The 23,927-nt window shown below is 66.3% G+C and carries 19 protein-coding genes and 1 riboswitch; of the genes, 9 read left to right on the top strand and 10 right to left on the bottom strand.

The annotated features are described in order from the left end of the window. Window positions 1–11: 11 nt before the first annotated feature. Window positions 12–3,149, top strand: a complete 3,138-nt coding sequence (locus NAV27_RS10835) for an efflux RND transporter permease subunit (RefSeq protein ID WP_102829085.1) — start codon at window positions 12–14, stop codon at window positions 3,147–3,149. Further along, complete coding sequence (locus tag NAV27_RS10830; protein ID WP_102829084.1) at window positions 3,146–4,567, top strand: AdeC/AdeK/OprM family multidrug efflux complex outer membrane factor; 1,422 nt, start codon at window positions 3,146–3,148, stop codon at window positions 4,565–4,567. Before NAV27_RS10835 ends, NAV27_RS10830 begins: the two co-directional genes overlap by 4 nt. Window positions 4,568–4,636: 69 nt before the next feature. On the opposite strand, the gene rhlE2 is transcribed toward NAV27_RS10830, so the two are convergent. The 3 genes from rhlE2 to ahcY all read right to left on the bottom strand — a co-directional run bounded on the left by rhlE2 (window position 4,637) and on the right by ahcY (window position 9,020). Beyond that, window positions 4,637–6,424 carry an RNA helicase RhlE2 gene (gene rhlE2 / locus NAV27_RS10825; protein ID WP_102829083.1) on the bottom strand — a complete coding sequence of 596 codons (1,788 nt, stop codon included), beginning with the start codon at window positions 6,422–6,424 and terminating at the stop codon, window positions 4,637–4,639. Between the two features lie 231 nt (window positions 6,425–6,655). Next, window positions 6,656–7,507, bottom strand: coding sequence for a methylenetetrahydrofolate reductase [NAD(P)H] (gene metF, locus NAV27_RS10820; RefSeq protein WP_102829082.1), 852 nt, complete (start codon window positions 7,505–7,507; stop codon window positions 6,656–6,658). A gap of 106 nt (window positions 7,508–7,613) precedes the next feature. After that, the gene (gene ahcY / locus NAV27_RS10815) at window positions 7,614–9,020 is read right to left on the bottom strand and encodes an adenosylhomocysteinase (RefSeq protein ID WP_102829081.1); all 1,407 of its coding nucleotides are present in this window, start codon (window positions 9,018–9,020) and stop codon (window positions 7,614–7,616) included. A gap of 24 nt (window positions 9,021–9,044) precedes the next feature. Beyond that, a riboswitch (S-adenosyl-L-homocysteine riboswitch) is annotated at window positions 9,045–9,197 on the bottom strand. A gap of 167 nt (window positions 9,198–9,364) precedes the next feature. On the opposite strand from ahcY, the gene NAV27_RS10810 reads away from it, so the two are divergent. Together NAV27_RS10810 and NAV27_RS10805 are read left to right on the top strand one after the other, a co-directional pair. Beyond that, window positions 9,365–9,805 (top strand): hypothetical protein, encoded by a 441-nt coding sequence (locus NAV27_RS10810; protein ID WP_102829080.1) that lies wholly within the window; start codon window positions 9,365–9,367, stop codon window positions 9,803–9,805. Between the two features lie 72 nt (window positions 9,806–9,877). After that, window positions 9,878–10,324: a c-type cytochrome gene (locus NAV27_RS10805; RefSeq protein WP_102829079.1), complete on the top strand. Its 447-nt coding sequence runs from the start codon at window positions 9,878–9,880 to the stop codon at window positions 10,322–10,324. On the opposite strand, the gene NAV27_RS10800 is transcribed toward NAV27_RS10805, so the two are convergent. The 3 genes from NAV27_RS10800 to NAV27_RS10790 all read right to left on the bottom strand — a co-directional run bounded on the left by NAV27_RS10800 (window position 10,318) and on the right by NAV27_RS10790 (window position 13,843). Further along, window positions 10,318–10,716 (bottom strand): DUF1090 family protein, encoded by a 399-nt coding sequence (locus NAV27_RS10800; RefSeq protein ID WP_102829078.1) that lies wholly within the window; start codon window positions 10,714–10,716, stop codon window positions 10,318–10,320. The two genes, NAV27_RS10805 and NAV27_RS10800, sit on opposite strands and share 7 nt — an antisense overlap. Window positions 10,717–10,785: 69 nt before the next feature. Beyond that, window positions 10,786–12,453, bottom strand: a complete 1,668-nt coding sequence (ligB, locus tag NAV27_RS10795) for an NAD-dependent DNA ligase LigB (protein WP_102829077.1) — start codon at window positions 12,451–12,453, stop codon at window positions 10,786–10,788. 64 nt (window positions 12,454–12,517) lie between these two features. Further along, on the bottom strand, window positions 12,518–13,843 hold the full coding sequence (locus NAV27_RS10790) for a ferredoxin reductase family protein (protein WP_102829076.1): 1,326 nt from the start codon (window positions 13,841–13,843) through the stop codon (window positions 12,518–12,520). A gap of 157 nt (window positions 13,844–14,000) precedes the next feature. On the opposite strand from NAV27_RS10790, the gene NAV27_RS10785 reads away from it, so the two are divergent. Then, complete coding sequence (locus NAV27_RS10785) at window positions 14,001–14,924, top strand: ABC transporter ATP-binding protein (RefSeq protein ID WP_102829075.1); 924 nt, start codon at window positions 14,001–14,003, stop codon at window positions 14,922–14,924. 11 nt (window positions 14,925–14,935) lie between these two features. Then, window positions 14,936–15,697, top strand: coding sequence for an ABC transporter permease (locus NAV27_RS10780; protein WP_008568472.1), 762 nt, complete (start codon window positions 14,936–14,938; stop codon window positions 15,695–15,697). Between the two features lie 111 nt (window positions 15,698–15,808). Here the strand turns inward: NAV27_RS10780 and metK are convergent, their stop codons facing one another. From metK to NAV27_RS10760, 4 genes are all read right to left on the bottom strand, one after another. Then, the gene (metK, locus tag NAV27_RS10775; protein ID WP_102829074.1) at window positions 15,809–16,999 is read right to left on the bottom strand and encodes a methionine adenosyltransferase; all 1,191 of its coding nucleotides are present in this window, start codon (window positions 16,997–16,999) and stop codon (window positions 15,809–15,811) included. Continuing rightward, window positions 17,000–18,013 (bottom strand): ArsR/SmtB family transcription factor, encoded by a 1,014-nt coding sequence (locus NAV27_RS10770; RefSeq protein WP_008568470.1) that lies wholly within the window; start codon window positions 18,011–18,013, stop codon window positions 17,000–17,002. Window positions 18,014–18,095: 82 nt separating this feature from the next. Next, on the bottom strand, window positions 18,096–18,698 hold the full coding sequence (locus NAV27_RS10765) for a LysE family translocator (protein ID WP_102829073.1): 603 nt from the start codon (window positions 18,696–18,698) through the stop codon (window positions 18,096–18,098). Next, complete coding sequence (locus NAV27_RS10760; RefSeq protein WP_102829072.1) at window positions 18,695–19,591, bottom strand: TauD/TfdA family dioxygenase; 897 nt, start codon at window positions 19,589–19,591, stop codon at window positions 18,695–18,697. The genes NAV27_RS10765 and NAV27_RS10760 overlap by 4 nt, the downstream gene beginning before the upstream one ends. A gap of 162 nt (window positions 19,592–19,753) precedes the next feature. On the opposite strand from NAV27_RS10760, the gene NAV27_RS10755 reads away from it, so the two are divergent. The 3 genes from NAV27_RS10755 to epd all read left to right on the top strand — a co-directional run bounded on the left by NAV27_RS10755 (window position 19,754) and on the right by epd (window position 23,911). Beyond that, window positions 19,754–20,674: a LysR substrate-binding domain-containing protein gene (locus tag NAV27_RS10755; RefSeq protein WP_302473971.1), complete on the top strand. Its 921-nt coding sequence runs from the start codon at window positions 19,754–19,756 to the stop codon at window positions 20,672–20,674. 87 nt (window positions 20,675–20,761) lie between these two features. Further along, the gene (gene tkt, locus NAV27_RS10750; protein ID WP_102829070.1) at window positions 20,762–22,759 is read left to right on the top strand and encodes a transketolase; all 1,998 of its coding nucleotides are present in this window, start codon (window positions 20,762–20,764) and stop codon (window positions 22,757–22,759) included. Between the two features lie 105 nt (window positions 22,760–22,864). Continuing rightward, the gene (gene epd / locus NAV27_RS10745; RefSeq protein WP_054094388.1) at window positions 22,865–23,911 is read left to right on the top strand and encodes an erythrose-4-phosphate dehydrogenase; all 1,047 of its coding nucleotides are present in this window, start codon (window positions 22,865–22,867) and stop codon (window positions 23,909–23,911) included. Window positions 23,912–23,927 lie beyond the last annotated feature (16 nt).

Below are 23,927 nucleotides of genomic sequence, written 5' to 3'. Positions count from 1 at the left end.
GATCAATCACGATGTCCAAGTTCTTCATTGATCGCCCGATTTTCGCCTGGGTGATCGCACTGGTGATCATGCTCGCCGGCGGGCTCGCCATTCTCGGCCTGCCAGTCAACCAATATCCCAGCATCGCGCCGCCCGCGGTCGGCATCTCCGTGAGCTACCCGGGTGCCTCCGCGCAAACCGTGCAGGACACGGTGGTGCAGGTCATCGAGCAGCAGATGAACGGGATCGACGGGCTGCGCTACATCTCCTCGGCGAGCAACTCCGACGGCAGCATGGAGATCACGGTGACCTTCAACCAGGGCACCGATCCGGATATCGCCCAGGTGCAGGTGCAGAACAAGCTGCAGCTGGCGACGCCGCTGCTGCCGCAGGAAGTGCAGCAACAGGGCATCCGCGTGACCAAGTCGGTGCGCAACTTCCTCATGGTGGTCGGCGTCGTCTCGGCGGATGGCAGCATGACGCAGAGCGACCTGGCCGACTACATCGTCTCCAACATCCAGGACCCGCTGTCGCGTACGCCCGGGGTTGGCGACTTCCAGGTGTTCGGCTCGCAGTACGCCATGCGCATCTGGCTCGATCCGGCGCGGCTGAACAATTTCCAGCTCACGCCCACCGACGTGGGCAACGCCATCCGCGTACAGAACGTACAGGTTTCCGCCGGCCAGTTCGGCGGTCTGCCGGCGGTGCCGGGGCAGCAGCTGAGCGCCACCATCATCGGCAAGACGCGCCTGCAGACGCCCGAGCAGTTCCGCGAGATCCTGCTCAAGGTCAATGGCGACGGTTCGCAGGTGCGCCTCAAGGACGTCGCGCGCGTCGAGCTGGCCGCCGAGCGGGCGGCGATTACCGCGCAATACAACGGCAAGCCGGCCGCCGGTATCGGCATCAAGCTGGCGACCGGCGCCAACGCTTTGGATACCGCCAAGGCGGTGCGCCAGACCATCAGCGAGCTGCAGCCGTTCTTCCCGGCGGGGATGGAGATCGTCTACCCGTACGACACCTCGCCGGTGGTTTCGGCGTCGATCACCAACGTGGTGCACACCCTGTTCGAGGCCATCGTCCTGGTGTTCCTGGTGATGTACCTGTTCCTGCAGAACTTCCGTGCCACGCTGATTCCGACGCTGGCGGTGCCGGTGGTGCTGCTGGGGACCTTCGGTCTGCTGGCGGTGTTCGGTTTCAGCGTCAACACGCTCACCATGTTCGCGATGGTGCTGGCCATCGGTCTGCTGGTGGACGACGCCATCGTCGTGGTGGAGAACGTTGAGCGGGTGATGGCGGAGGAAGGGCTGTCGCCGCTGGAGGCGACGCGCAAGTCGATGGGGCAGATTCAGGGCGCGCTGGTCGGCATCGGCCTGGTGCTGTCTGCGGTATTCCTGCCGATGGCCTTCTTCGGCGGCTCCACCGGCGTGATCTACCGGCAGTTCTCGATCACCATCGCTTCGGCGATGACACTCTCGGTACTGGTGGCGCTGGTCTTCACCCCGGCGCTGTGCGCGACGCTGCTCAAGCCTATCGAGAAGGGTCATCACCACGAGAAGCGCGGTTTCTTCGGCTGGTTCAACCGCACGTTTGATCGCGGCGTGCGCCGCTACGAGCAGGGCGTGGTCGCGGTGCTGCGGCGCAAACTGCCGTTCATCATCATCTACCTGGTTATCGTCGCCGCGCTGGCGGTGCTGTTCAGCCGTCTGCCCAGCGCGTTCCTGCCGGACGAGGATCAGGGCGTGCTGTTCGTCCAGGTGCAGACGCCGGTGGGCTCGACCGCCGAGCGCACTCAGCAGACCGTGGACGCCATGCGCGAGTATCTGTTGAAGGAGGAGGGTGACGTTGTCAATTCGGTGTTTACTGTCACCGGCTTCAACTTCGCCGGCCGTGGACAGAACTCGGCGCTGGGCTTTGTCGGCCTCAAGCCGTGGGATCAGCGTCCGGATGCCGAGGACTCTGTGTTCGCGCTGGCCAAGCGCGCACAGCAACGCTTCGCCGGCTTCCGCGACGCCATGGTGTTCGCCTTCGCGCCGCCCGCGGTGATGGAGCTGGGCACCGCGACCGGTTTCAACTTCTATCTGCAAGACCGTGGCGGGCTCGGCCACGATGCGCTGATGGCGGCGCGCAACCAGTTCCTCGGGATGGCGGCGCAGAGTTCGGTGCTGCAGGCGGTGCGGCCGAACGGGCTGAACGACGAGCCGCAGTACCAGCTGCTGATCGACGATGAAAAGGCGCGCACGCTCGGGGTTTCCCTGGACGCGATCAACAGCGCGCTGTCGATCGGCTGGGGCTCGAGTTACGTCAACGACTTCATCGACCGCGGTCGGGTGAAGAAGGTCTACCTGCAGGGCGCTGCGCCGTCGCGCATGGGTCCGGAAGACCTGGACAAGTGGTTCGTGCGTAACGATGCCGGGGAGATGGTGCCGTTCAGTGCCTTCGGCAGCGGCCAGTGGATCTACGGCTCGCCCAAGCTGTCACGCTACAACGGCGTTTCGTCGATGGAAATCCTCGGCGAGGCAGCGCCCGGCTACAGCACCGGCGATGCAATGGCCGAGGTCGAGCGGCTGGCGCAGCAGCTGCCGGCGGGCGTCGGGGTGTCCTGGACCGGACTGTCGTTCGAGGAACGTTTGTCGGGTGGGCAGGCTCCGGCGCTCTACGCACTCTCGCTTTTGGTGGTGTTCCTCTGCCTGGCGGCGTTGTATGAAAGCTGGTCGATTCCGTTCGCCGTGATGCTGGTGGTGCCGCTCGGCGTCATCGGCGCGCTGCTGGCGACGATGGGACGTGGTCTGAGCAACGACGTGTTCTTCCAGGTCGGCCTGCTGACGACGATCGGCCTGACCGCGAAGAACGCGATCCTGATCGTCGAATTCGCCAAGGACCTGCATGGCGAAGGCAAGAGCTTGTTCGACGCCGCCGTCGAGGCCTGCCGGATGCGCCTGCGGCCGATCATCATGACCTCGCTGGCGTTCACCCTCGGCGTGGTGCCGCTGGCGCTGGCCAGCGGCGCCGGGGCAGGCAGCTCGCATGCCATCGGCACCGGCGTGATTGGCGGCATGGTCACGGCGACCCTGCTGGTGATCTTCTGGGTGCCGCTATTCTTCGTTCTGGTGACCTCGCTCGCCGGCGGCCGCAAGGCTGCAGCCGCGAACGAGAAGGGAGACGTGCAATGAACAGGTCGTTGTTGAGCATCGCCTTGCTCGCCGCATTGAGCGGCTGTTCGTTGATTCCCGACTACCAGCGGCCGGAAGCGCCGGTGGCGGCCAGCTGGCCACAGGGTGAGGCCTACGCGGCCGACGGCGAGCAGGCAGCCGCCGTGCCGGGCTGGCGCGAATTCTTCCGCGATCCCGCGCTGCAGCAGCTGATCGAGGTGGCGCTGGAAAACAACCGCGACCTGCGCGTGGCGGCGCTGAACGTCGATGCCTATCGCGCACTGTATCGCGTCCAGCGCGCCGACCTGTTGCCGGCCGTCACGGCCGATGGCGGCGGCACGCGCACTCGTACTCCGGGCGATCTGAGCATGAGCGGCGAGCCGACGATCAGCAGCCAGTACAGCGCCACCCTCGGCGTGTCCTGGGAGCTGGATCTGTTCGGCAGGCTGCGCAGCCTGCGCGATCAGGCGCTGGAGGAGTACTTCGCCAGCGAGGCCGCCCAGCGCAGCACACAGATCAGCCTGATCGCCAGCGTCGCCAACGCCTGGCTGACCCTGCAGGCCGATCAGGCGCTGCTGGAGGTCACGCGAGACACGCTCAAGACCTACGAGGAAAGTTTCGGCTTGACCCAGCGCAGCTTCGACGTCGGCGTGGCCTCGGCGCTGGAGCTGCGCCAGGCGCGCAGCGCGGTGGAAAGTGCGCGGGTGAGCATCGAGCAGTACACCCGCCAGGTGGCGCAGGACCGTAACGCGCTGACGCTGCTGCTCGGCCAGGGCATGCCGGCGAACCTGCGGGTCTCCGGCGAGCTGGTGCGTGAACAGCTGGCCGAGTTGCCGGTCGGCTTACCGTCGGACCTGTTGCAGCAGCGCCCGGACATCCTCCAGGCCGAACACCAGCTCAAGGCGGTGAACGCCAGCATCGGTGCGGCGCGCGCGGCGTTCTTCCCGCGTATCAGCCTGACCGGCGCGGCCGGGACGGCCAGCCGCGAGCTGTCCGGCCTGTTCGACGGCGGTTCCGGTTACTGGACCTTCACACCGAGCATCAGCATGCCGATCTTCAATGCCGGCCAGCTGCGCGCCAATCTCGACTACGCCACGATCAGCCGCAACATTCAGGTGGCCGAGTACGAGAAGGCGATCCAGACCGCCTTCCGCGAGGTGGCCGATGGTCTGGCGGCGCAGGCCACCTACACCCGCCAGGTCCAGGCGCAGCGTGATCTGCTGCAGACCAGCGAGGACTACTACAACCTCGCCGAACGGCGCTACCGCACCGGTGTGGACAGCTACCTGACCCTGCTTGATGCGCAGCGCCAGCTGTTCAGCGCTCAGCAACAGCTGATCGGTGACCGTCTGGCGCAGCTGGTCAGCGAAGTCAACCTGTTCAAGGCGCTTGGTGGCGGCTGGCAAGCCGCTGCTGCGCCCTCGCCTGAAGAGGGTTGAGCGCGCGGCAGTCTGCTGTGAATACGAAAACGCCGCCCCAAGGGGCGGCGTTTTCGTTGGTGCGGCAACTCAGCGGTTGCGCGTCAGCAGCGCGGGCTTCTCGCCCCGCGGACGGGTCGGCAACTGCTCAAGCTGCTCCATGCTCGGCAGGCGATCAGCCTTGGACTCCTTGTGGATGATCACCGGCTGCTTCTCGCGCGGCTTGGCGACATCCTGACGCGACACCGCCGGCTCCTCGATGCGCCGTCCTTCGCTTTTGCGCCGAGGCTGACCATTGCGGCCTTGCCCGCCTTGGCCTTGGCTCTGGCCTGAACGCTTGCCGCGGCCCTGTGCGCCACCGGCACCGGCACCGGCACCGGCTGGACGTGGCTGAGCGCTGCCCGGCTGGGCCGGCGCGCCGGGGCGACGACCGCGGCCCTGCTTGTTCTGGTACGGGCTGACGTAATCGACGCGGTTGCCGAAGTTGTCCACCTCGTCATCGAGGAATTCTTCCGGGTCGCGATCGGCCGGCACGCGCGGAGGGCGACTGACCGGTTGCGCGGCCTCGCTGGCGCTGCGGGCTGGCTTGGCCTTGTTGCGGTTGCGCCGGTTACGTTCCTTCTGCTCGGCGTTTTCCGCCGGCTTGTCCTCGCTACGGGCCTTGCGTTCGCCGCGCTGCGGGCGTGGCTGGCGCGGTTCGCGCACTTCGGGCTTTTCCGCCTCGATGGTGCTGGCGTCGAAGCCCATTAGGTCACCGTCGGGAATGCGCTGCTTGGTCAGGCGTTCGATGCCCTTGAGCAGCTTTTCCTCGTCCGGCGCGACCAGCGAGATGGCCTCGCCGCTGCGTCCGGCACGGCCGGTGCGGCCGATGCGGTGCACGTAGTCTTCCTCGACGTTGGGCAGCTCGAAGTTGACCACGTGCGGCAGCTGGTCGATGTCCAGGCCGCGGGCGGCGATATCGGTCGCCACCAGGATGCGCACCTGGTTGGCCTTGAAATCGGCCAGCGCCTTGGTGCGGGCGTTCTGGCTCTTGTTGCCGTGGATCGCGGCGGCCGGCAGGCCGTGCTTCTCCAGGTACTCGGCCAGGCGGTTGGCGCCGTGCTTGGTACGGGTGAACACCAGGACCTGTTCCCAGGCTCCCTGGGTGATCAGGTGCGCGAGCAGGGCACGCTTGTGACTGGAGGCGATGTGGAACACCCGCTGCTCGATGCGTTCGACGGTGGTGTTCGGCGGTGTGACCTCGATGCGCTCGGGGTCGTGCAGCAGCTTGCCGGCCAGATCGGTGATGTCCTTGGAGAAGGTGGCCGAGAACAGCAGGTTCTGGCGCTTGGCTGGCAGCTTGGCCAGCACCTTCTTGACGTCGTGGATGAAGCCCATGTCGAGCATGCGGTCGGCTTCGTCGAGCACGAGGATTTCCACGTGCGACAGATCGATGGCCTTCTGGTTGGCCAGATCGAGCAGGCGACCGGGGCAGGCGACGAGCACGTCGAGGCCCTTGGCCACGGCCTGGATCTGCGGGTTCATGCCGACGCCACCGAATATCACTGCGCTTTTCAGCGGTAGATCGCGGGCGTAGACCTTGAAGCTGTCATGGACCTGGGCGGCGAGTTCGCGGGTCGGCGTCAGCACCAGCACGCGCGGCTGTTTCGCGCCGTGGCGATGCTCGCGGTCCGGGTGGCCACCGGGGAACAGCAGTTCGAGTACCGGCAGGGCGAAGCCGCCGGTCTTGCCGGTACCGGTCTGGGCGGCAACCATCAGGTCGCGGCCTTGCAACACGGCGGGAATAGCCCGCTGTTGCACGGGAGTAGGCTGGGTATAACCGGCGGCCTCGACGGCACCGGCTAAAGCCTCGGAGAGACCGAGGGAAGCAAAGGACATGAGTAATCCTGTCTTGTAGAGGGCGTGGCCCTGGGATGATCGTGCCTGGCTCGAATCGCGACTGGCGTGCGATCCCGTCCGGTCCTGCCGCGATTTGCTGATGCGGCATCCGGACGTAAGTCTGGCGGAAGCGCGGAGTATAACAGAGCCTGTTCGCTCCGCACTGCTCTGACAGTGTCGCAGGTCACGGGTTCATTTGCCGGCTTCGCTTGGGCAGCGAAGCCGGTGGTCTCAAGCCTGGCGCGGCAGGCCGAGGTTGTTCCAGATCGCCAGGCTCGGCTCGGCCTGGTTCAGCGTGTAGAAGTGCAGACCCGGCGCGCCGCCGGCCAGCAGTTTCTCGCACATCTCGCTGATGACCTGCTCGCCGAAGGCCTGGATGCTGTCGATATCGTCGCCGTAGGCTTCCAGCTGCTTGCGTACCCAGCGCGGAATCTCTGCTCCGCAGGCGTCGGAGAAGCGCGCCAGCTTGCTGTAGTTGGTGATCGGCATGATGCCCGGGACGACCGGAATCTCCACGCCGAGCTTGCGCACGCGCTCGACGAAGTAGAAGTAGCAGTCGGCGTTGAAGAAGTACTGGGTGATGGCGCTGTCGGCACCGGCCTGGGCCTTGCGCACGAAGTTCGTCAGGTCGTCCTCGAAGTTGCGTGCCTGCGGATGCATCTCCGGGTAGGCGGCGACCTCGATATGGAAATGATCACCGGTTTCGCTGCGGATGAACTCCACCAGCTCGTTGGCGTGGCGCAGCTCGCCGCTGGCCAGGCCCATGCCGGACGGCAGGTCGCCGCGCAATGCGACGATGCGGCGGATGCCGGCGTTGCGGTAGATATCCAGCAGTTCGCGCAGCTCGGCCTTGCTGTCGCCAACGCAGGACAGGTGCGGCGCGGTCGGCACCTTCACCTCGCCATCGAGCTGCAGCACGGTGTTCAGCGTACGGTCGCGGGTCGAGCCGCCGGCACCGTAGGTGCAGGAGAAGAAATCGGGGTGGTAGCCGGCCAGCTGGCGGGCCACGTTCAGCAGTTTTTCATGCCCGGCTTCGGTCTTCGTGGGGAAGAACTCGAAGCTGTAGCGGCGTTCCTGAGACATGGACTAAATCCTTCAGAGCGTAGGGTGGAAAACGCGCGCAACGCGTTTCCACCGCCTAGGAGCGGCGGGTGGAATAGGCCTCCGGCCGTTTTCCACCCTACGGCGATCAGTAGCGGTAGCTGTCCGGCTTGAACGGACCTTCGACGGTCACGCCGATGTACTCGGCCTGCTTGGGCGTCAGTTGGGTGACGACGCCGCCGAAGCCCTTGACCATCTCCAGCGCCACTTCCTCGTCGAGCTTCTTCGGCAGGACCATGACGGTGACGTTCTTGGTCTTCTCGGTCACTGGCAGATCGGCGAACTTCTCGTTGTACAGGTGGATCTGCGCCAGCACCTGGTTGGCGAAGGAGCCGTCCATGATCCGGCTCGGGTGGCCGGTGGCATTGCCCAGGTTCACCAGGCGGCCTTCGGCGAGCAGGATCAGGTAGTCGTCGTTGGCCGGATCGACGGTCTTGCCGGTGCGATGGATCTTGTGCACCTGCGGCTTGACCTCTTCCCAGCCCCAGTTGGCGCGCATGAAGGCGGTGTCGATCTCATTATCGAAGTGGCCGATATTGCACACCACGGCACGCTTCTTCAGCGCCTTGAGCATGTTGGCGTCGCAAACGTTGACGTTGCCGGTGGTGGTGACGATCAGGTCGATCTTGCCCAGCAGCGCAGCGTCCACGCTGGCTTCGGTGCCGTCGTTGATGCCGTTCTTGTACGGCGAGACCAGCTCGAAGCCGTCCATGCAGGCCTGCATGGCGCAGATCGGGTCGACTTCCGAAACCTTGACGATCATGCCTTCCTGGCGCAGCGACTGCGCCGAGCCCTTGCCCACGTCGCCGTAACCGATCACCAGCGCCTGCTTGCCGGACAGCAGATGGTCGGTGCCGCGCTTGATGGCGTCATTGAGGCTGTGGCGGCAGCCGTACTTGTTGTCGTTCTTGCTCTTGGTCACCGAGTCGTTGACGTTGATCGCCGGGACTTTCAGGCTGCCGGCCTTGAGCATGTCGAGCAGGCGGTGCACGCCGGTGGTGGTTTCCTCGGTGATGCCGTGCACGCGCTCCAGTACCTGTGGGTACTTGTCGTGGAGGATCTGCGTCAGGTCGCCGCCGTCGTCGAGCACCATGTTGGCGTCCCACGGCTGGCCGTCCTTGAGGATGGTCTGCTCGATGCACCACTCGTACTCTGCCTCGGTCTCGCCCTTCCAGGCGAACACCGGGATGCCGGCAGCGGCGATGGCGGCCGCGGCCTGATCCTGGGTGGAGAAGATGTTGCAGGACGACCAGCGCACCTCGGCGCCGAGGGCGATCAGCGTCTCGATCAGCACGGCGGTCTGGATGGTCATGTGGATGCAGCCGAGGATCTTCGCGCCCTTGAGCGGCTGCTCGGCGGCGTATTTGCGGCGCAGGCCCATCAGCGCGGGCATTTCCGATTCGGCGATGATGATCTCGCGGCGGCCCCAGGCGGCCAGGGAAATGTCGGCGACTTTGAAGTCGGTGAAACCGGCAGGCGTCATGACAGCACTCATCGAAGAGTTCTCCATTCGTATAGATGCGAATGGGCGCCGTTGATGCGTTCTAGGAAACGCCCCATCCGAGCCTGACAGGTGAAACCGGACTTGGATCTGCTGCTGCGCGACTGGTAAGCCGCGTGGCTTGCGAGATTCAAAACAGGCATTCGCCCTGCTGCAGCGCCCCTCGGATGGGTGGCGGGCACGGCCGAAGCGGAGTCGGCCGCGAAAAAACCCGGCGATTATAGCCGCGCCTGCCGGCAATCCCAAGCCCGCGCCGGGCGAACTCCGCCGGCGGCGCACGGGTCGTACCTGCAGGGCCTGGCGCGCCGTGTCGGGCGCGAATGCTCAAGGAGACTCCGATGAATCCCACGCTTCGCCTCACCCTGGCCCTGCTCGCGGCGGTCGTCAGCCTGCCCGCGGCGGCGCAGTCCTGTTACGTGCACAGCGAGACCTCTGGCGCGGTGCCCGCGCCGGTGGTCACGGAGAAATGCTTCGAGCTGCGTGGCATGCAGCCCGAGGACGATTCGATGGACTGGCTCTGTCGCAACGAAGAGGGCGTCAAGAGCGCCCGACGCGAGCCCCGTCAGAGCTGCCCTGACGGTCATTTCGGCGTCTGCGTGGCCGCGGTGACGCCGGAAACCTTGGCCAACGAGCAGGCCGGCGGCAGCCAGGCGACCAACGGCACGCTGCCGACCACGGTGCCCGAAGGCGCGCAGATCGTCACCTACCACTATCACGCGAGCGATCGCGCGCAGGCCAAGGTGGATTGCGAGAGCGCGGGCGGCCAGTGGTCGCGCTGATACCCGAGCGATTTGTTCACCCGCGCACAAGCGCGGATAATCCCGCGCTTTGCATGGCGTGAGCGGGTAAACATGAAGCTGCGAGTGTTGAGCATTTCCCTGATGACGTTGCTGGCGCTGGCCGGCTGCGACCGTATCGATCCGAATTCACCGCTCGGCAAGCGCAAGGCGATCTACCAGCAGATGCTCGACATCAAGGAAGATCTGGGCGGCATGCTGCGCGGACGGCTGGCTTTCGATGGCGTAGCGTTCGCCAGCGGCGCGGCGAAGCTCGACGAACTGTCGCGCCAGCCCTGGCAGCACTATCCGCCGGTGAAGGAAGAGCAGAGCGACGCGCGCGACGATGTCTGGCAGCAGCAGACGCGTTTCAACGAGCTGGCCCGTGCGCTGGAGGCCGAGACCGCGGCACTGGTTGCCGCGACCAGCGCGCAGCCGCTGCAACCGCAGGACGTTGCGCCGGCGTTCCAGCGCGTCGAGGACGCCTGCGAAACCTGCCACAAGGCATTCCGCGCCTACTGACGGTCGGTCGCGCGGCGGCTGCTTTCCAGCTGTTCGCGTGCCTTGGCCAGCTCATCCTTGCGCAACTCGATGAGCTGCGCATCGCCGGTCGCCAGCGCCTGGCGCAGCAGAACTTCGCGTCGCGCCACACGCTGGCTGGCCTGCTCGGCGGCAAAGGAGTCGCGCTTGCCCAGCTCGATCAGACCGCCGCAGCGGCGGGTGAGCGCCTGCAGCTGCTCGTTCAGCTGTGTCTGGCGCGCCTGATGGCCCTGCAGGCGGGCCTGCTGCAACTGTTCGCTGAGCCAGTGGCGTTGCGTCGCGCACGACGAATCGACTTCGCCCGTCGCGGCCATCGCCAGCGTAGCGGGCAGGCAGCTGCCGACCAGTACCATCGCAAGTAACCGAGCAGACATGCACGCTCCAGACAGGGGTTCGAACCGTTTCGACTTCCGCGGAGGGCGCGAAGTGCCGTGCGGATGGCATCAGAAACCGTGGACACCTGCCTGTTGCAGACGCGCGCGCAGGGCTTGCGGCGCGTCGGCCTGGAAGAACTGCCACAGCTGTCGCGCGCGGGCCGCGCCAGTGCCAGCGGCGCGCCAGTCAGCTTCGCTGCGCGCGGCGAGCCGCTGCCAGTCGTCGTCCGGTGCGAGCGCCGCACCGTCCGGCAGGCCCAGCGCCGCCAGCCAGTGCGGGAACGGCCGCTGGCGTGCCGCGGCGAGATTGCGTGCCAGGCTGGTGGCGCGCGTCGCCCCGAAGCCCGGCACCTGCTGCAGGCGCGCGGCGTCCAGCTCGAGCCAGGCGAGCAGGTCAGGCAGCAGGCCGGCGTCCAGTAATGCGCGCCAGGTGCCGGGGCCGACACCGGGAATTGCCAGGCCGTGCCTGCCGCTCAGCCAGGCGAGGCGGGCGAGGAACTGCTGTTCGCAGCCGGGCGTCGCCTGCCAGCAGCTCAGCGCGTGATAGCGGGCCGGATTCGGTGGCTGCACTGCCGCGCGCTGCGGACTGCGCCAGACGACGCTGTCCAGCTGCGGAATGGTCAAGCCGGCGAGGCGGATGGCAACCTGATCGCCCGGGCGAACGTCCAGCGCCTGCCAGCGTTTGAGTGAACCGAGGCTGACGCGGGCGATGCGGCGGTCGTCCAGTTGCACGGGTTCGAGCTGCAGCAATGGCGTAATGCGGCCGCGCCGGCCGATGCGAAACTCGACCCGGCGCACCTGTGCCAGCGCCGAGCGCGGCGGATACTTCCAGGCCACTGCCCAGTGCGGCGGTGACGCCTGCCAGCGTTCGGCCGGTGGCCGCCGGCCCTGGCGCAGCACCACGCCGTCGCTGGCGAAGGGCAGCGGCTGGCGATACCAGCGCTCGCACCACTGGCGCGCCTGTTCGGGATCGGCCAGGGGCTGGCTGAAACGCACGCTGTCGGCGAAGCCCATTGCTGCCAGTCCCGTCAGGCGTTTGGCCATCTCGGCCGGTCCGTTGGGCCAGTCCCAGACGAACAGGCCGATGCGTGCCTCGCTGTCCGCGGCGGGCGTTTTGCCCTGCAGGGCGCCGGCGACCCGCCCGCGTGCGCCGTCGCTGCCAGCGCGTGCCTGCACGTGCGCGTCCTGCCGCCAGTACAGCTCCCCCTGCAGAATCACCTCGTCGCGGCGCGGCAGCTGCGTGGGGATCGCCGGCAGCTGGCGGGCCCGCGCCGTCCAGTCCTGACCGCTGTGCCCGTCGCCACGGCTGATCGCCTGGTGCAGGCGGCCATCGCGATAGACCAGCGTCACCGCCACGCCGTCGACTTTGGGCTGAATCCACAGGTCGTCGCGTGCCGCCATCCAGGCGCGCAGTTCGGCAACGTCGGCCAGCTTGGCCAGGCCGGTCTGCGCGACTGGGTGGGGTAGCGGGCCGCCGGCGTGGGCCAGCGGTGACGGCGAGGCGGCGTTCTGGGCCGGAAAGCACTGCTGCCACTGTTGCAGGCGCGCGCGGGCCTGGTCGTAGAGCTCGTCGTCGATCGGCGCGAGGCCGCGGCGGTGATAGGCGTCGTCCCACTCCGCCAGTCGCTGCGTCAGTTCGCTGATTTCGCTGCGCGCGCGCTCGGCGCCCCAGGGCGGGCAGGCGGCCAGGCAGATCGGTGAGACAAGCAGCAGGAGTGACGCGACGAGGCGTTGCATGGCGAGCGTCCTTGCTCGGGGAGAGACCGCGATTGTCCCGCGGCCGGTGTGGGGGCGCCGTGCGCTAGCGCATGTTGAACAGTTCCTGATGGAAGTCCTGCGGCGCCAGACCGCGCGCGATCAGGTCGTCACGCAGGCATTGGCCAAACGCGGCCGGGCCGCAGAACCAGACGTCGCTGCCCTTCCAGGACGGCGCCAGTTGCCGCAGGCGCTCGGGTGTCAGGCGACCATCGCGCTGAGTGACCAGCACGTGCAGGCGAACGCGGGCCTGCTCGGCCAGCTGCTGCACCTTGTCGATGAACGCCTGATCGGGCGCGCTGGTGCTGTAGAACAAGTCGACATTGCCACCGCCGCCAGTGGTCGCCAGCGCCTGCAGGCGGCCGATGAACGGCGCGATGCCGATTCCGCCGGCCACCCAGATCTGCCCGTCCTTGCGTCCGCGGAAGTCGAAGCAGCCGTACGGGCCTTCGACGGTGACCGCGTCGCCCACTTTCAAGGTATGCGGCAGCGTGCTGGTGTAGTCGCCCAGCCCCTTGATGGAGAATGCCAGCTTGCCGTCGTTGCACCAGGCCGAGGAGAGGCTGAACGGGTGCGGGCCTTCCTTCTCGTCGAAGGTGACGAAGGCGAACTGCCCGGCTTCATGTCCCGGCCAGGCGCCTTCGAGCTGCAGGCCGACGCGCAGCACGCGGTTGTCCGGGTGATGGGTCAGTTCGTCGATGCGGCCGACCACCTTGTGCTTGCGGCCGATGCGGCGCAGCAGCGAGATGCAGGCGGCGACCGAGCCGGCGCCCATCATCAGTGCCAGGGCCAGGCCCAGCGGCGAACTCCAGTAGTCCGGCGGCGTCAGCACCACCGAATGCGCCACCAGCGCCAGGTAGGCCACTGCCAGCCAGCGGTGGGTCTTGAAGAACCAGCGATAGGGGAAGGTCTTGATCAGCGCCAGCACGATGAGAATCGCCGCGGCGTAGAACGCCCACTCGCCGACGTCCTCGGCCAACCCGCGAAAGCGCCGAAACAGGCCGAAGATGCCCTCCGGTGGCGGCCCGGCGTGGCGCACCGGTTTTTCCAGCCAGCCGGCGCCGACCAGCCATTTCGGCACCTGGCCCCAGGCCCAGTGCATAGTGCTGATCACCAGTGCGGCGATGCCCAGCCACTTGTGCAGGCGGTAGGTCTTGTCCAGGCCGTCGAAGAAGCGCTCGAAGCGTTTCGGTCGCGCGGCCAGGATCACCGCAACGCTCATCGCACCGATGGCCAGCACGCCGCTGTAATGCACCAGTACCGTGCGTATCGCCCAGATCTGGTACTGCTCCATGAGAAAGCTGTCGACCAGCAACCACAACAGGGTCAGGCCGGCGAACAGGCCGAGGAAGGTCAATTTGATGGGTTTCATGTCTGATCCTCGAGTTTTCGCTGTCCATGTACTCGCGGCGCGTAGCATGCCGTTTTTGCGTGAGGGGCGAAATGACGACGGTCAGTGACAGGATGTGCCCCGTGTCGCCGCGATTTCTCTACAATCTTCCGCCCACCGATTTCCAAGAGAGGCGCCTGTGCACTCCGTGATCGCCATCGAGCAGCTCAGCAAGACCTACGCCTCGGGTCATCCCGCGCTCAAACATATCGACCTGCACATCCGCAAGGGCGAGATCTTCGCCCTGCTTGGCCCCAATGGAGCCGGCAAGACCACGCTGATCAGCATCATCTGCGGCATCGTCAACCCTGGCAGCGGGCGAGTGCTGGTCGATGGGCACGACATCGTCCAGGACTACCGCGCCGCGCGTTCGAAGATCGGGCTGGTGCCGCAGGAGCTGTACAACGAAGGTTTTGAGAGTGTCTGGGCGACGGTGCGTTTTTCGCGCGGGCTGTTTGGCAAGGCGCCCGACGATTCGTTCCTGGAAAAACTGTTGCGCGATTTGTCGCTGTGGGACAAGCGCAATGCCCGGATTCTGGAGCTTTCCGGCGGCATGAAGCGCCGCGTGATGATCGCCAAGGCGCTGTCCCATGAGCCTTCGATCCTGTTCCTCGACGAGCCCACCGCCGGCGTCGACGTCGAGCTGCGCCGCGACATGTGGGCGATGGTGCGCGGCCTGCGCGAGCGCGGCGTGACCATCATCCTCACCACGCACTACATCGAGGAAGCCGAGGAAATGGCCGACCGCATCGGCGTGATCAGCAAGGGCGAGATCATCCTGGTCGAGGACAAGGCGGCGCTGATGCACAAGCTCGGCAAGAAGCAGCTGACCCTGCAGCTGCAGCGCCCGCTGACGGCGATCCCGCGCGAGTTCGCCGGCTATCCGCTGGCGCTGGCCGACGAGGGCAATCAGCTGGTCTACACCTTCGACGCCCAGCACGAGCACACCGGCATCGCCGAGCTGCTCAAGCGCCTGGGCGAGCACGGCATCGACTTCAAGGACCTGCAATCGAGCCAGAGTTCGCTGGAGGAAATCTTCGTCAATCTGGTCCACGGTCGCTGAGGAATAACCGCATGAACGTCTACGCGATCCGCGCGATCTACCTGTTCGAACTGGCGCGCACCTGGCGCACGCTGCTGCAGAGCATCGCCACGCCGGTGATCTCCACCTCGTTGTACTTCGTGGTGTTCGGTTCGGCCATCGGCGCGCGCATGGAGGCGATGCACGGCATCCCCTACGGCGCGTTCATCATCCCTGGCCTGATCATGATGGCGCTGCTTTCCGAAAGCATCTCCAATGCCTCGTTCGGCATCTACATGCCGCGCTACTCGGGGACCATCTACGAGGTGCTGTCGGCGCCGGTGTCCTATGTCGAGATCGTCATCGGCTACGTCGGCGCGGCGGCGACCAAGTCGCTGATCCTCGGCGTGATCATCCTCATCACCGCGCGGCTGTTCGTCGACTACGAGATCCAGCATCCGCTGATGATGGCGCTGTTCCTGGTGCTGACGGCGGTGACCTTCTGCCTGTTCGGCTTCATCATCGGCATCTGGGCCGATGGCTGGGAGAAGCTGCAGATCGTCCCGGCGCTGATCGTCACGCCACTGGCCTTCCTCGGCGGCAGCTTCTATTCGATCGAGATGCTGCCGCCGCTGTGGCAGAAGATCACCCTGTTCAACCCGGTGGTGTACCTGATCAGCGGCTTCCGCTGGAGCTTCTACGGCGTCTCGGACATCAGTGTCGGCATCAGCCTGGCGATGATCCTCGGCTTTCTCGCGCTGTGCCTCGTAGCGGTGTGGTGGATCTTCAAGACCGGTTATCGGTTGAAGAACTGAGCGGCAAAAGAAAACGCCCGCAGATGCGGGCGTTCTTCATTCAGCGGCGGGCTGTCACTTGCTGAACATCTTTTTGAGGCCGAGCACGGGGTCCTTGGCCTCGGTGACGCCTTACAGTCCGGCAGCGGCGCGCAGGGCGTCGGCCTTGTCGGTGCGCTCCCAGGTGAAGGCGGTGAAGGTGTCGTTGCCCACCGTCATCTCGTAGGGGTTACGGCCGAAGTGGCCGTAGGCCGCGGTGGCCTGGTACATCGGGTGCAGCAGGTCGAGCATGCGGGTGATCGCGTACGGACGCAGGTCGAAGTGCTCGCGCACCAGGGCGATGATCTTGTCGTCGCCGAGCTTGCCGGTGCCGAAGGTGTTCAGCGAGATCGACGTCGGCTGCGCCACGCCGATGGCGTAGGACACCTGGATCTCGCAGCGCTCGGCCAGACCGGCGGCGACGATGTTCTTCGCCACATAGCGGCCAGCGTAGGCGGCCGAGCGGTCGACCTTGGACGGGTCCTTGCCGGAGAAGGCACCGCCGCCGTGACGGGCCATGCCGCCGTAGGTGTCGACGATGATCTTGCGCCCGGTCAGGCCGCAGTCGCCCACCGGACCGCCGATGACGAACTGGCCGGTCGGGTTGATGTGGTACTGGGTGTCCTTGTGCAGCAGCTCGGCCGGCAGGCTGTGCTTGATGATCAGTTCCATCACCGCTTCGCGCAGATCGCTCTGCTTGACCTCGGGGTTGTGCTGGGTCGACAGCACTACGGCGTCGATGCCGACCACCTTGCCGTTCTCGTAGCGGCAGGTGACCTGGCTCTTGGCGTCCGGGCGCAGCCACGGCAGCAGGCCGTTCTTGCGTGCCTCGGCCTGGCGCTCGACCAGCGCGTGGGAGAAGCGGATCGGTGCCGGCATCAGCACGTCGGTCTCGTTGCTGGCGTAGCCGAACATCAGGCCCTGATCGCCGGCACCCTGGTCTTCCGGCTTGGAGCGGTCGACGCCCTGGGCGATATCCACTGACTGCTTGCCGATGATGTTGATGATGCCGCAGGTGGCACCGTCGAAACCGACTTCCGAGCTGTTGTAGCCGATGTCGACGATGACGTCGCGCACCAGCTGTTCCAGGTCGACCCAGGCCGAGGTGGTCACTTCGCCGGCGACGATCGCCACACCGGTCTTGACCAGGGTTTCGCAGGCCACGCGGGCGTGCTTGTCCTCGGCGATGATGGCGTCCAGCACTGCATCGGAGATCTGGTCGGCGATCTTGTCCGGGTGCCCTTCGGACACGGACTCGGAGGTGAAAATCGAGTATTCGCTCATCTATCGGTTCCTATTACCGGGTGTGAGTCGGTCGTCAGCGGCGGGCCGGGAAAAGTGCCGGGCCTGGATCTGAAAACCGTTCTTCAAGCCAATGTAGAGACTCTCGCCGGGCGTGAGCCCCGCGGCATCGGCCCAACGGGCCAGATCGTCCTGTTCGAAGCCCAGCCAGAGATCGCCGCAGGCCTCCCTGGCCCAGCTCTGGTTGTGGCTGCACAGCTCGGTGATCAGCAGGCTGCCGCCCGCTTTCACCAGCCGTGCCAGTTGTTTGAGTGCCTCGCCGGGCGCCGCCAGGTGATGCAGCACCATGTTCAGCACCACGCAGTCGGCAGCCGGACATTCGTCGTGCAGCGCGTCGGCCAGCTTCAGCTCGACGTTGTCCAGACCGGCCTGTTCGCAGCGGGCGCGCGCCAGTTCGAGCATCGCCGCGCTGTTGTCCAGCGCCACCACGTGACGGAAACGACTGGCCAGTTCCGGCAGGAAGCTGCCGTCGCCGGGGCCGACTTCCAGCGCGGTGGCGGTGGGTTCGAAGTTCAGCGCATCGAGCAGTGCCAGCACGCTGTCGCGGTACTGCGGCAGGCCGGCGAGCAGGTCCTGGCGGGCCTGGAAGCTGCCGGCCATGCGCGCGAAGAAGTCCTCGCTGGCGGCGCTGCGCTGCGCGTGGACGGCGGCGATGCGGGCCTGCACCTCGGTGGTCAGCTCCAGCTGATCGACTTCTTCGAGCAGCGCCGCGTGCAGTTTGCCGCCGAGGCTGTCGCCCTGCGGCAAGTTGCGCCGGTAGAAGATCGCGTTGCCTTCGCGGCGGGTGGCCAGCAGTCCGGCCTGGGTCAGCACCTTCAGATGGTGGCTCATGCCGGACTGGCCGATGGCGAAGATCTGCGCCAGTTCCAGCACGCCGAACGAGTCGCTGGCCAGCGCCCGCAGCACGTTCAGGCGCAGCGGATCGCCGCCGGCCTTGCACAGGGCGGCGAGCGAATCGCTGGCGTCGAAACGGATCTGGGGTATGCGCAGGCTCATAGGTCGCGCAGTCTAGTCGGTCACTTTTCGTACAGCAAGGGCAATATCAAAAAGTTTTGATATTGCCTTGCGCGGCGTAGGGTCACTCGAGCATGCGCAGCACGCCGAGCGAGCAGGAGATCAGGCCGAGGGCGACCAGGAAGTAGCCCGGCAGAATATCCAGCAGCCGTTGCACCAGCCCCGTGCCGGCCAGTCGACGCGAGAGCAAACTGTAGGCGAGCAGCACGCACAGATCGATGACCGCCCAGATCGCGATCAGCGTCAGCGCCTGCGGTGCGAACGGCTGCGTGGGCAGGATGAAACCGGGCAGGAAGGCGAGGAAGAACAGGATGTCCTTGGGGTTCGACAGGCCGACCGCCATTGCCCGCCAGAAGTGATGCGTCTGGCTCCTGGCGGATTGCCGGTGGTCGCTGCCGCCGCCGCACAGGCTGTCGGCGCCGAGCCAGATCAGGTACAGCCCGCCGAGTATCTGACCCCATTCGAGCACCACTGGCTCGAAATCCAGCGCCAGGTAGATCGCCAGCAGCGCGCCAATCATCAGCACCTGCGCCGACAACACGCCGCCAAGGATGGTCCACAGCGGCCAGACGCGGCGCGCATCGGCGACCACCAGCGCCACCACCGGCCCGGGAGAGGCGATCAGCAGGGCGACCGCCGAGGCGAAGGCGAGATAGGTGGCGTTCATAGTTCGGTCACCAGGCCGAACACCCGATGCTGCTTACCCAGCCGCTCGGCATAGAAGCGCGGGTTGCAGATGGCGAAGGCGCGCTGGATCCAGCGGTCGCTGCCGTCGAACCGCGCATCGAAGCGGCTGCGCGCGTGCACCGTGCGGCGATTGTCGATGATCAGCAGATCGCCCGGGCACAGCCGGATCGGCTCGACCACCGACCAGGCGATGGCGCGCAGTCGCTCCAGCAGCGCCTGGGCGCGGTTGCTGAAGGCGAGCATGAACTGCGGATCGAAGCGCAGGAACGGCGCGTCGGGGTCGCCGTAGAGCACCGTCTGGTGCTTGTCGATGTCGATGCGCTGGTTCTTTTCGCTCGGGCCGTAGTCGGAAAGGAAGTTGTACGGCTCGTTGAGGAAGAACAGCTGCTCCTCGTAGCTCAGTCTGGCGAGGATGCGTTCCGCCGAGGCGACATAGGTGATCGCTTCCGCCTCCGGGTCCTGGCGCAGGCAGAGCAGCAGCAGGTAGTCCGGCTGGATGGCGTGGAAGGCGTTCTCGGTGTGCAGGTCCAGTTCGGTGTCGAAACTGTCGGAGGTCGCCGCGCGCGACTGTCCGCGCTGCGGGAAGAAGTTGTTGACGATCGCGCCGCCGGATTCCTGCAGGTAGCCGACCGGCTCGCCGAGCAGCACGGTCGCCTGCAGCAGCAGCCGTTCGCTGCTGTCGTCGTGCTTGTGCAGCGCCTCGCGGCTGGCCGGGGTCGGCGGAATCTCGCCGATCGGCAGGTGCCTCAGGTGCAGGAAGCCGGTCGGGTTGCCGAACAGCTTGAAGTTGAGGATCTGCGCGATCTGCTGCCGGTCCAGTCCGCCGCGCTCGATGCTGGCAGCCAGGAGGTGGTCGAAATTATTCGCGGACATGTCATCCTTCCCTGAGTTTTTCTTGATCGGGCGGTGCACTCGCTCGGACGATGCCGTTCCGAGAAGGCCCGTGGCGTCGCAGTATCGGAACGGAGCGAGGCGGTGAAAAATGGAAAAAACGACCTGCTGGGATGACTTTTACTCATGCCGCGGAGGTGCCCGGTGACGATCCGGCTGCCACCGCTGTACGCCTTGCGCGCTTTCGAGGTGGCGGCGCGCTTCGGCTCCTTCACCGAGGCGGCGCAGAGCCTGTGCATCACCCAGAGCGCCATCAGCCGGCACGTGAAGACGCTGGAACAGCAGCTCGGCTGCCAGCTGTTCGAGCGGCGCGGCTCGCGACTGGCGCTGACCGACACCGGGCGCCGGCTGGCGCAGGAGCTGAAAGTCGGGTTCGGCACCATCGAGAACGCCTGCATCGCGGTGACCCGCCAGCGTGGCGCGCTGCGCCTGAAGGCTCCCTCGACGCTGACCATGCGCTGGCTGCTGAACACGCTGGAGGCCTTCCAGCTGGCCTATCCGCAGCAGCGCGTGCAGCTGACCAGCGCCTGGATGGACCTCGATGCGGTGGACTTCAGCAGCGAGCCGTTCGATTGCGCGATCCTCCTCGGCGATGCCGCGCTGGCCGCTGATGGCCACTGCCTGAAGCTGTTCGATGAGTGGCTGGTGCCGGTCTGCGCACCGACGTTGCTCGGCAATCAGCCGTGGGACGCCGCGCGGCTGGCGGCGGCGGAGCTGATCCACCCCTCGCGTGACCGCCGCGACTGGCGGCGCTGGCTGGCGCGGGTCGGCCTGGCCGACGCAGTACCGTGGCAGCAGGGCAAGCTGTTCGACACCCTGGAGTTGGGTATTTCCGCGGCGGCGCAGGGCCACGGCGTGTCGATCGGCGATCTGGCGCTGGTCGGTGCCGAGCTGGCGCGCGGCACGCTGGCGCTGCCGTTCGACGCCGCGGTGCGCTCCGGCGACAGCTACTACCTGGTCTGGCCTGCCCACGGCGCGGCGCATCCGGTGCTGGCGCAGATGAAGGATTACCTGCTCGCCCATCTGCCCGATGTGCAGGCCCAGGGTGTGCGCCTGCTCGACTGAAGCCGCGGCCATTCAGTCATTGCCCCCTCTCCCGCGAAAGGGGAAAATGGCCGCCTTTTTCTACGTACACCCCGCAGGAGATCAGCGATGCCCAGCCGTCGTGAGCGAGCCAATGCCATCCGCGCACTCAGCATGGATGCCGTGCAGAAAGCCAACAGCGGCCACCCAGGTGCCCCGATGGGCATGGCGGACATCGCCGAAGTGCTCTGGCGCGACCACCTCAAGCACAGCCCGACCAACCCGCAGTGGGCCGACCGCGACCGCTTCGTGCTGTCCAACGGCCACGGCTCGATGCTGATCTACTCGCTGCTGCACCTGACCGGTTACGACTTGTCCATCGACGACCTGAAGAACTTTCGCCAGCTGCACAGCAAGACCCCGGGCCACCCCGAGTTCGGCTACACCGCCGGCGTCGAGACCACCACCGGCCCGCTGGGCCAGGGCATCGCCAACGCCGTGGGCTTCGCCCTGGCCGAGAAGATCATGGCCGCGCAGTTCAACCGTCCGGGCCACGAGATCGTCGATCACAACACCTACGTGTTCCTCGGCGATGGCTGCATGATGGAAGGCATCAGCCACGAGGTCTGCTCGCTGGCCGGTACGCTCGGGCTGAACAAGCTCACCGCGTTCTACGATGACAACGGCATCTCCATCGACGGCGAGGTGCACGGCTGGTTCACCGACGACACCCCGCGCCGCTTCGAGGCTTACGGCTGGCAGGTGATCCGCAACGTCAACGGCCACGACGCCGACGAGATCCAGATCGCCATCGAAACCGCACGCAAGAGCGACCGACCGACGCTGATCTGCTGCAAGACCATCATCGGCTTCGGCTCGCCGAACAAGCAGGGCAAGGAGGAATCCCACGGCGCTGCGCTGGGTGACGCCGAGATCGCCCTGACCCGTGAGGCGCTGGGCTGGAACCACCCGCCGTTCGAGATTCCCGCCGACATCTACGCCGAGTGGGACGCCAAGCAGAAGGGCGCCGACGCCGAGAACGAGTGGAACCAGCGCTTTGCCGCCTACGCCGCCGAGTTCCCGGAACTGGCTGCCGAGTTCAAGCGGCGCATGGCCGGTGAGCTGCCGGCCGATTTCGCCGAGAAGGCGTCGGCCTTCATCCGCGAGGTCGCCGACAAGGGCGAAACCATCGCCAGCCGCAAGGCCAGCCAGAACTGCCTGAACGCCTTCGGCCCGCTGCTGCCGGAACTGCTCGGTGGCTCGGCCGACCTCGCCGGCTCCAACCTGACCCTGTGGAAGGGCTGCAAGCCGGTGGTGGCCGAGGATGCCTCGGGCAACTACATGTATTACGGCGTGCGCGAGTTCGGTATGAGCGCGATCATGAACGGCGTCGCCCTGCACGGTGGCCTGATTCCCTACGGCGCGACCTTCCTGATGTTCATGGAATACGCGCGCAACGCGGTGCGCATGTCGGCGCTGATGAAGCAGCGTGTGCTCTACGTGTTCACCCACGACTCCATCGGCCTCGGCGAAGACGGCCCGACCCACCAGCCGATCGAGCAGCTGACCAGCCTGCGTACCACGCCGAACCTGGACACCTGGCGCCCGGCCGATACCGTCGAATCGGCGGTAGCCTGGAAGTACGCCCTCGAGCGCAAGGACGGCCCGAGCGCGCTGATCTTCTCGCGGCAGAACCTGCCGTTCCATGTGCGTGACAACGAAACCGAAGCGGCCATCGCCCGCGGTGGCTATATCCTGAAGAACTGCGTCGGCGAGCCGGAGCTGATCCTGATCGCCACCGGTTCGGAAGTCAGCCTGGCGGTGCAGGCCGCCGACCAGCTGGCTGCGCAAGGCCGCAAGGTGCGCGTCGTCTCCATGCCTTGCACCAGTGTGTTCGACGCCCAGGACGCGGCCTACAAGCAGCAGGTGCTGCCGGTGGAGGTCGGTGCACGCATCGCCATCGAGGCGGCGCATGCAGACTACTGGTACAAGTACGTCGGCCTCGACGGCCGCATCATCGGCATGACCACCTACGGCGAGTCGGCCCCGGCCGGCCAGCTGTTCGAGGAGTTCGGCTTCACCGTCGAGAACATCCTCGCGGTGGCCGAAGAACTGCTGGAAGACTGATCTCGCGCGGCGGTGGATGGCTTCGGCCATCCACCCTACGTCAATCACCTTGTGCAGGGGGCAAAACCCGCACAGCGGTTTTCCCCGACAGGATCGACGAATCCGATGGCCAACGCCCGTCCCTATCGCGTCGCCCTCAACGGCTACGGCCGCATCGGCCGTTGCGTGCTGCGTGCCTTCTATGAGCGCGGCGGCGCCTTCGATTTTCAGTTCGTCGCACTCAACGACCTGGCTGACATGGCCAGCCTGGAATACCTCACCCGATTTGACTCCACCCACGGTCGCTTTCCCGGTGAGGTGAGCGTGGTTGGCGATTGCCTGCATCTCAACGGCCACTGCGTGAAGGTGCTGCGCGAGTCGACGCCGGAGGCCATCGACTGGCGGGCGCTGGAGGTCGATCTGGTACTGGAGTGCTCCGGCGCCTACACCACTCGCGCCGATGGCGAGCGATTTCTCGCCGCCGGCGTGCCGCGGGTGCTGTTCTCGCAGCCGATGGCCAGCGCCGCCGACATCGACGCCACCGTGGTGATGGGCATCAACCAGCAGCAGCTGACCGGCACCGAACGGCTGGTGTCCAACGCCTCGTGCACCACCAACTGCGGTGTGCCGCTGCTCAAACTGCTCAACGATGCACTCGGGATCGAGTACGCCTCGATCACCACCATCCATTCGGCGATGAACGACCAGCCGGTGATCGACGCCTACCACCACGAGGACCTGCGCCGCACGCGCTCGGCCTTCCAGTCGGTGATTCCGGTGTCCACCGGCCTGGCGCGCGGCATCGAGCGCCTACTGCCGGAACTCTCCGGGCGGATTCAGGCCAAAGCGGTGCGAGTGCCGACGGTGAACGTCTCTTGCCTGGATATCACCCTGCAGACCGCGCGCGATACCGATGCGCAGACGATCAACCGGGTGCTGCGCCAGGCGGCCGAAGTCGGCCCGCTCAAGGGGTTGCTGGCCTACACCGAACTGCCGCATGCCAGTTGCGATTTCAATCACGACCCGCATTCGGCGATCGTCGACGGCAGCCTGACGCGGGTCTCAGGGCCGCGGCTGGTGAACCTGCTGGCCTGGTTCGACAACGAATGGGGCTTCGCCAATCGCATGCTGGACGTCACCGAACATTATCTGCGCGTGGCTCATCGCGCCTAGCGAGCCGTGCCTTGCA

It is taken from the genome of Stutzerimonas degradans, from assembly GCF_024448505.1.
Taxonomy (GTDB): Bacteria; Pseudomonadota; Gammaproteobacteria; order Pseudomonadales; family Pseudomonadaceae; genus Stutzerimonas; species Stutzerimonas degradans.
The sequence above is the reverse complement of the archived record's forward strand: the minus strand, read 5'-3'. Positions and strand labels throughout refer to the sequence as shown.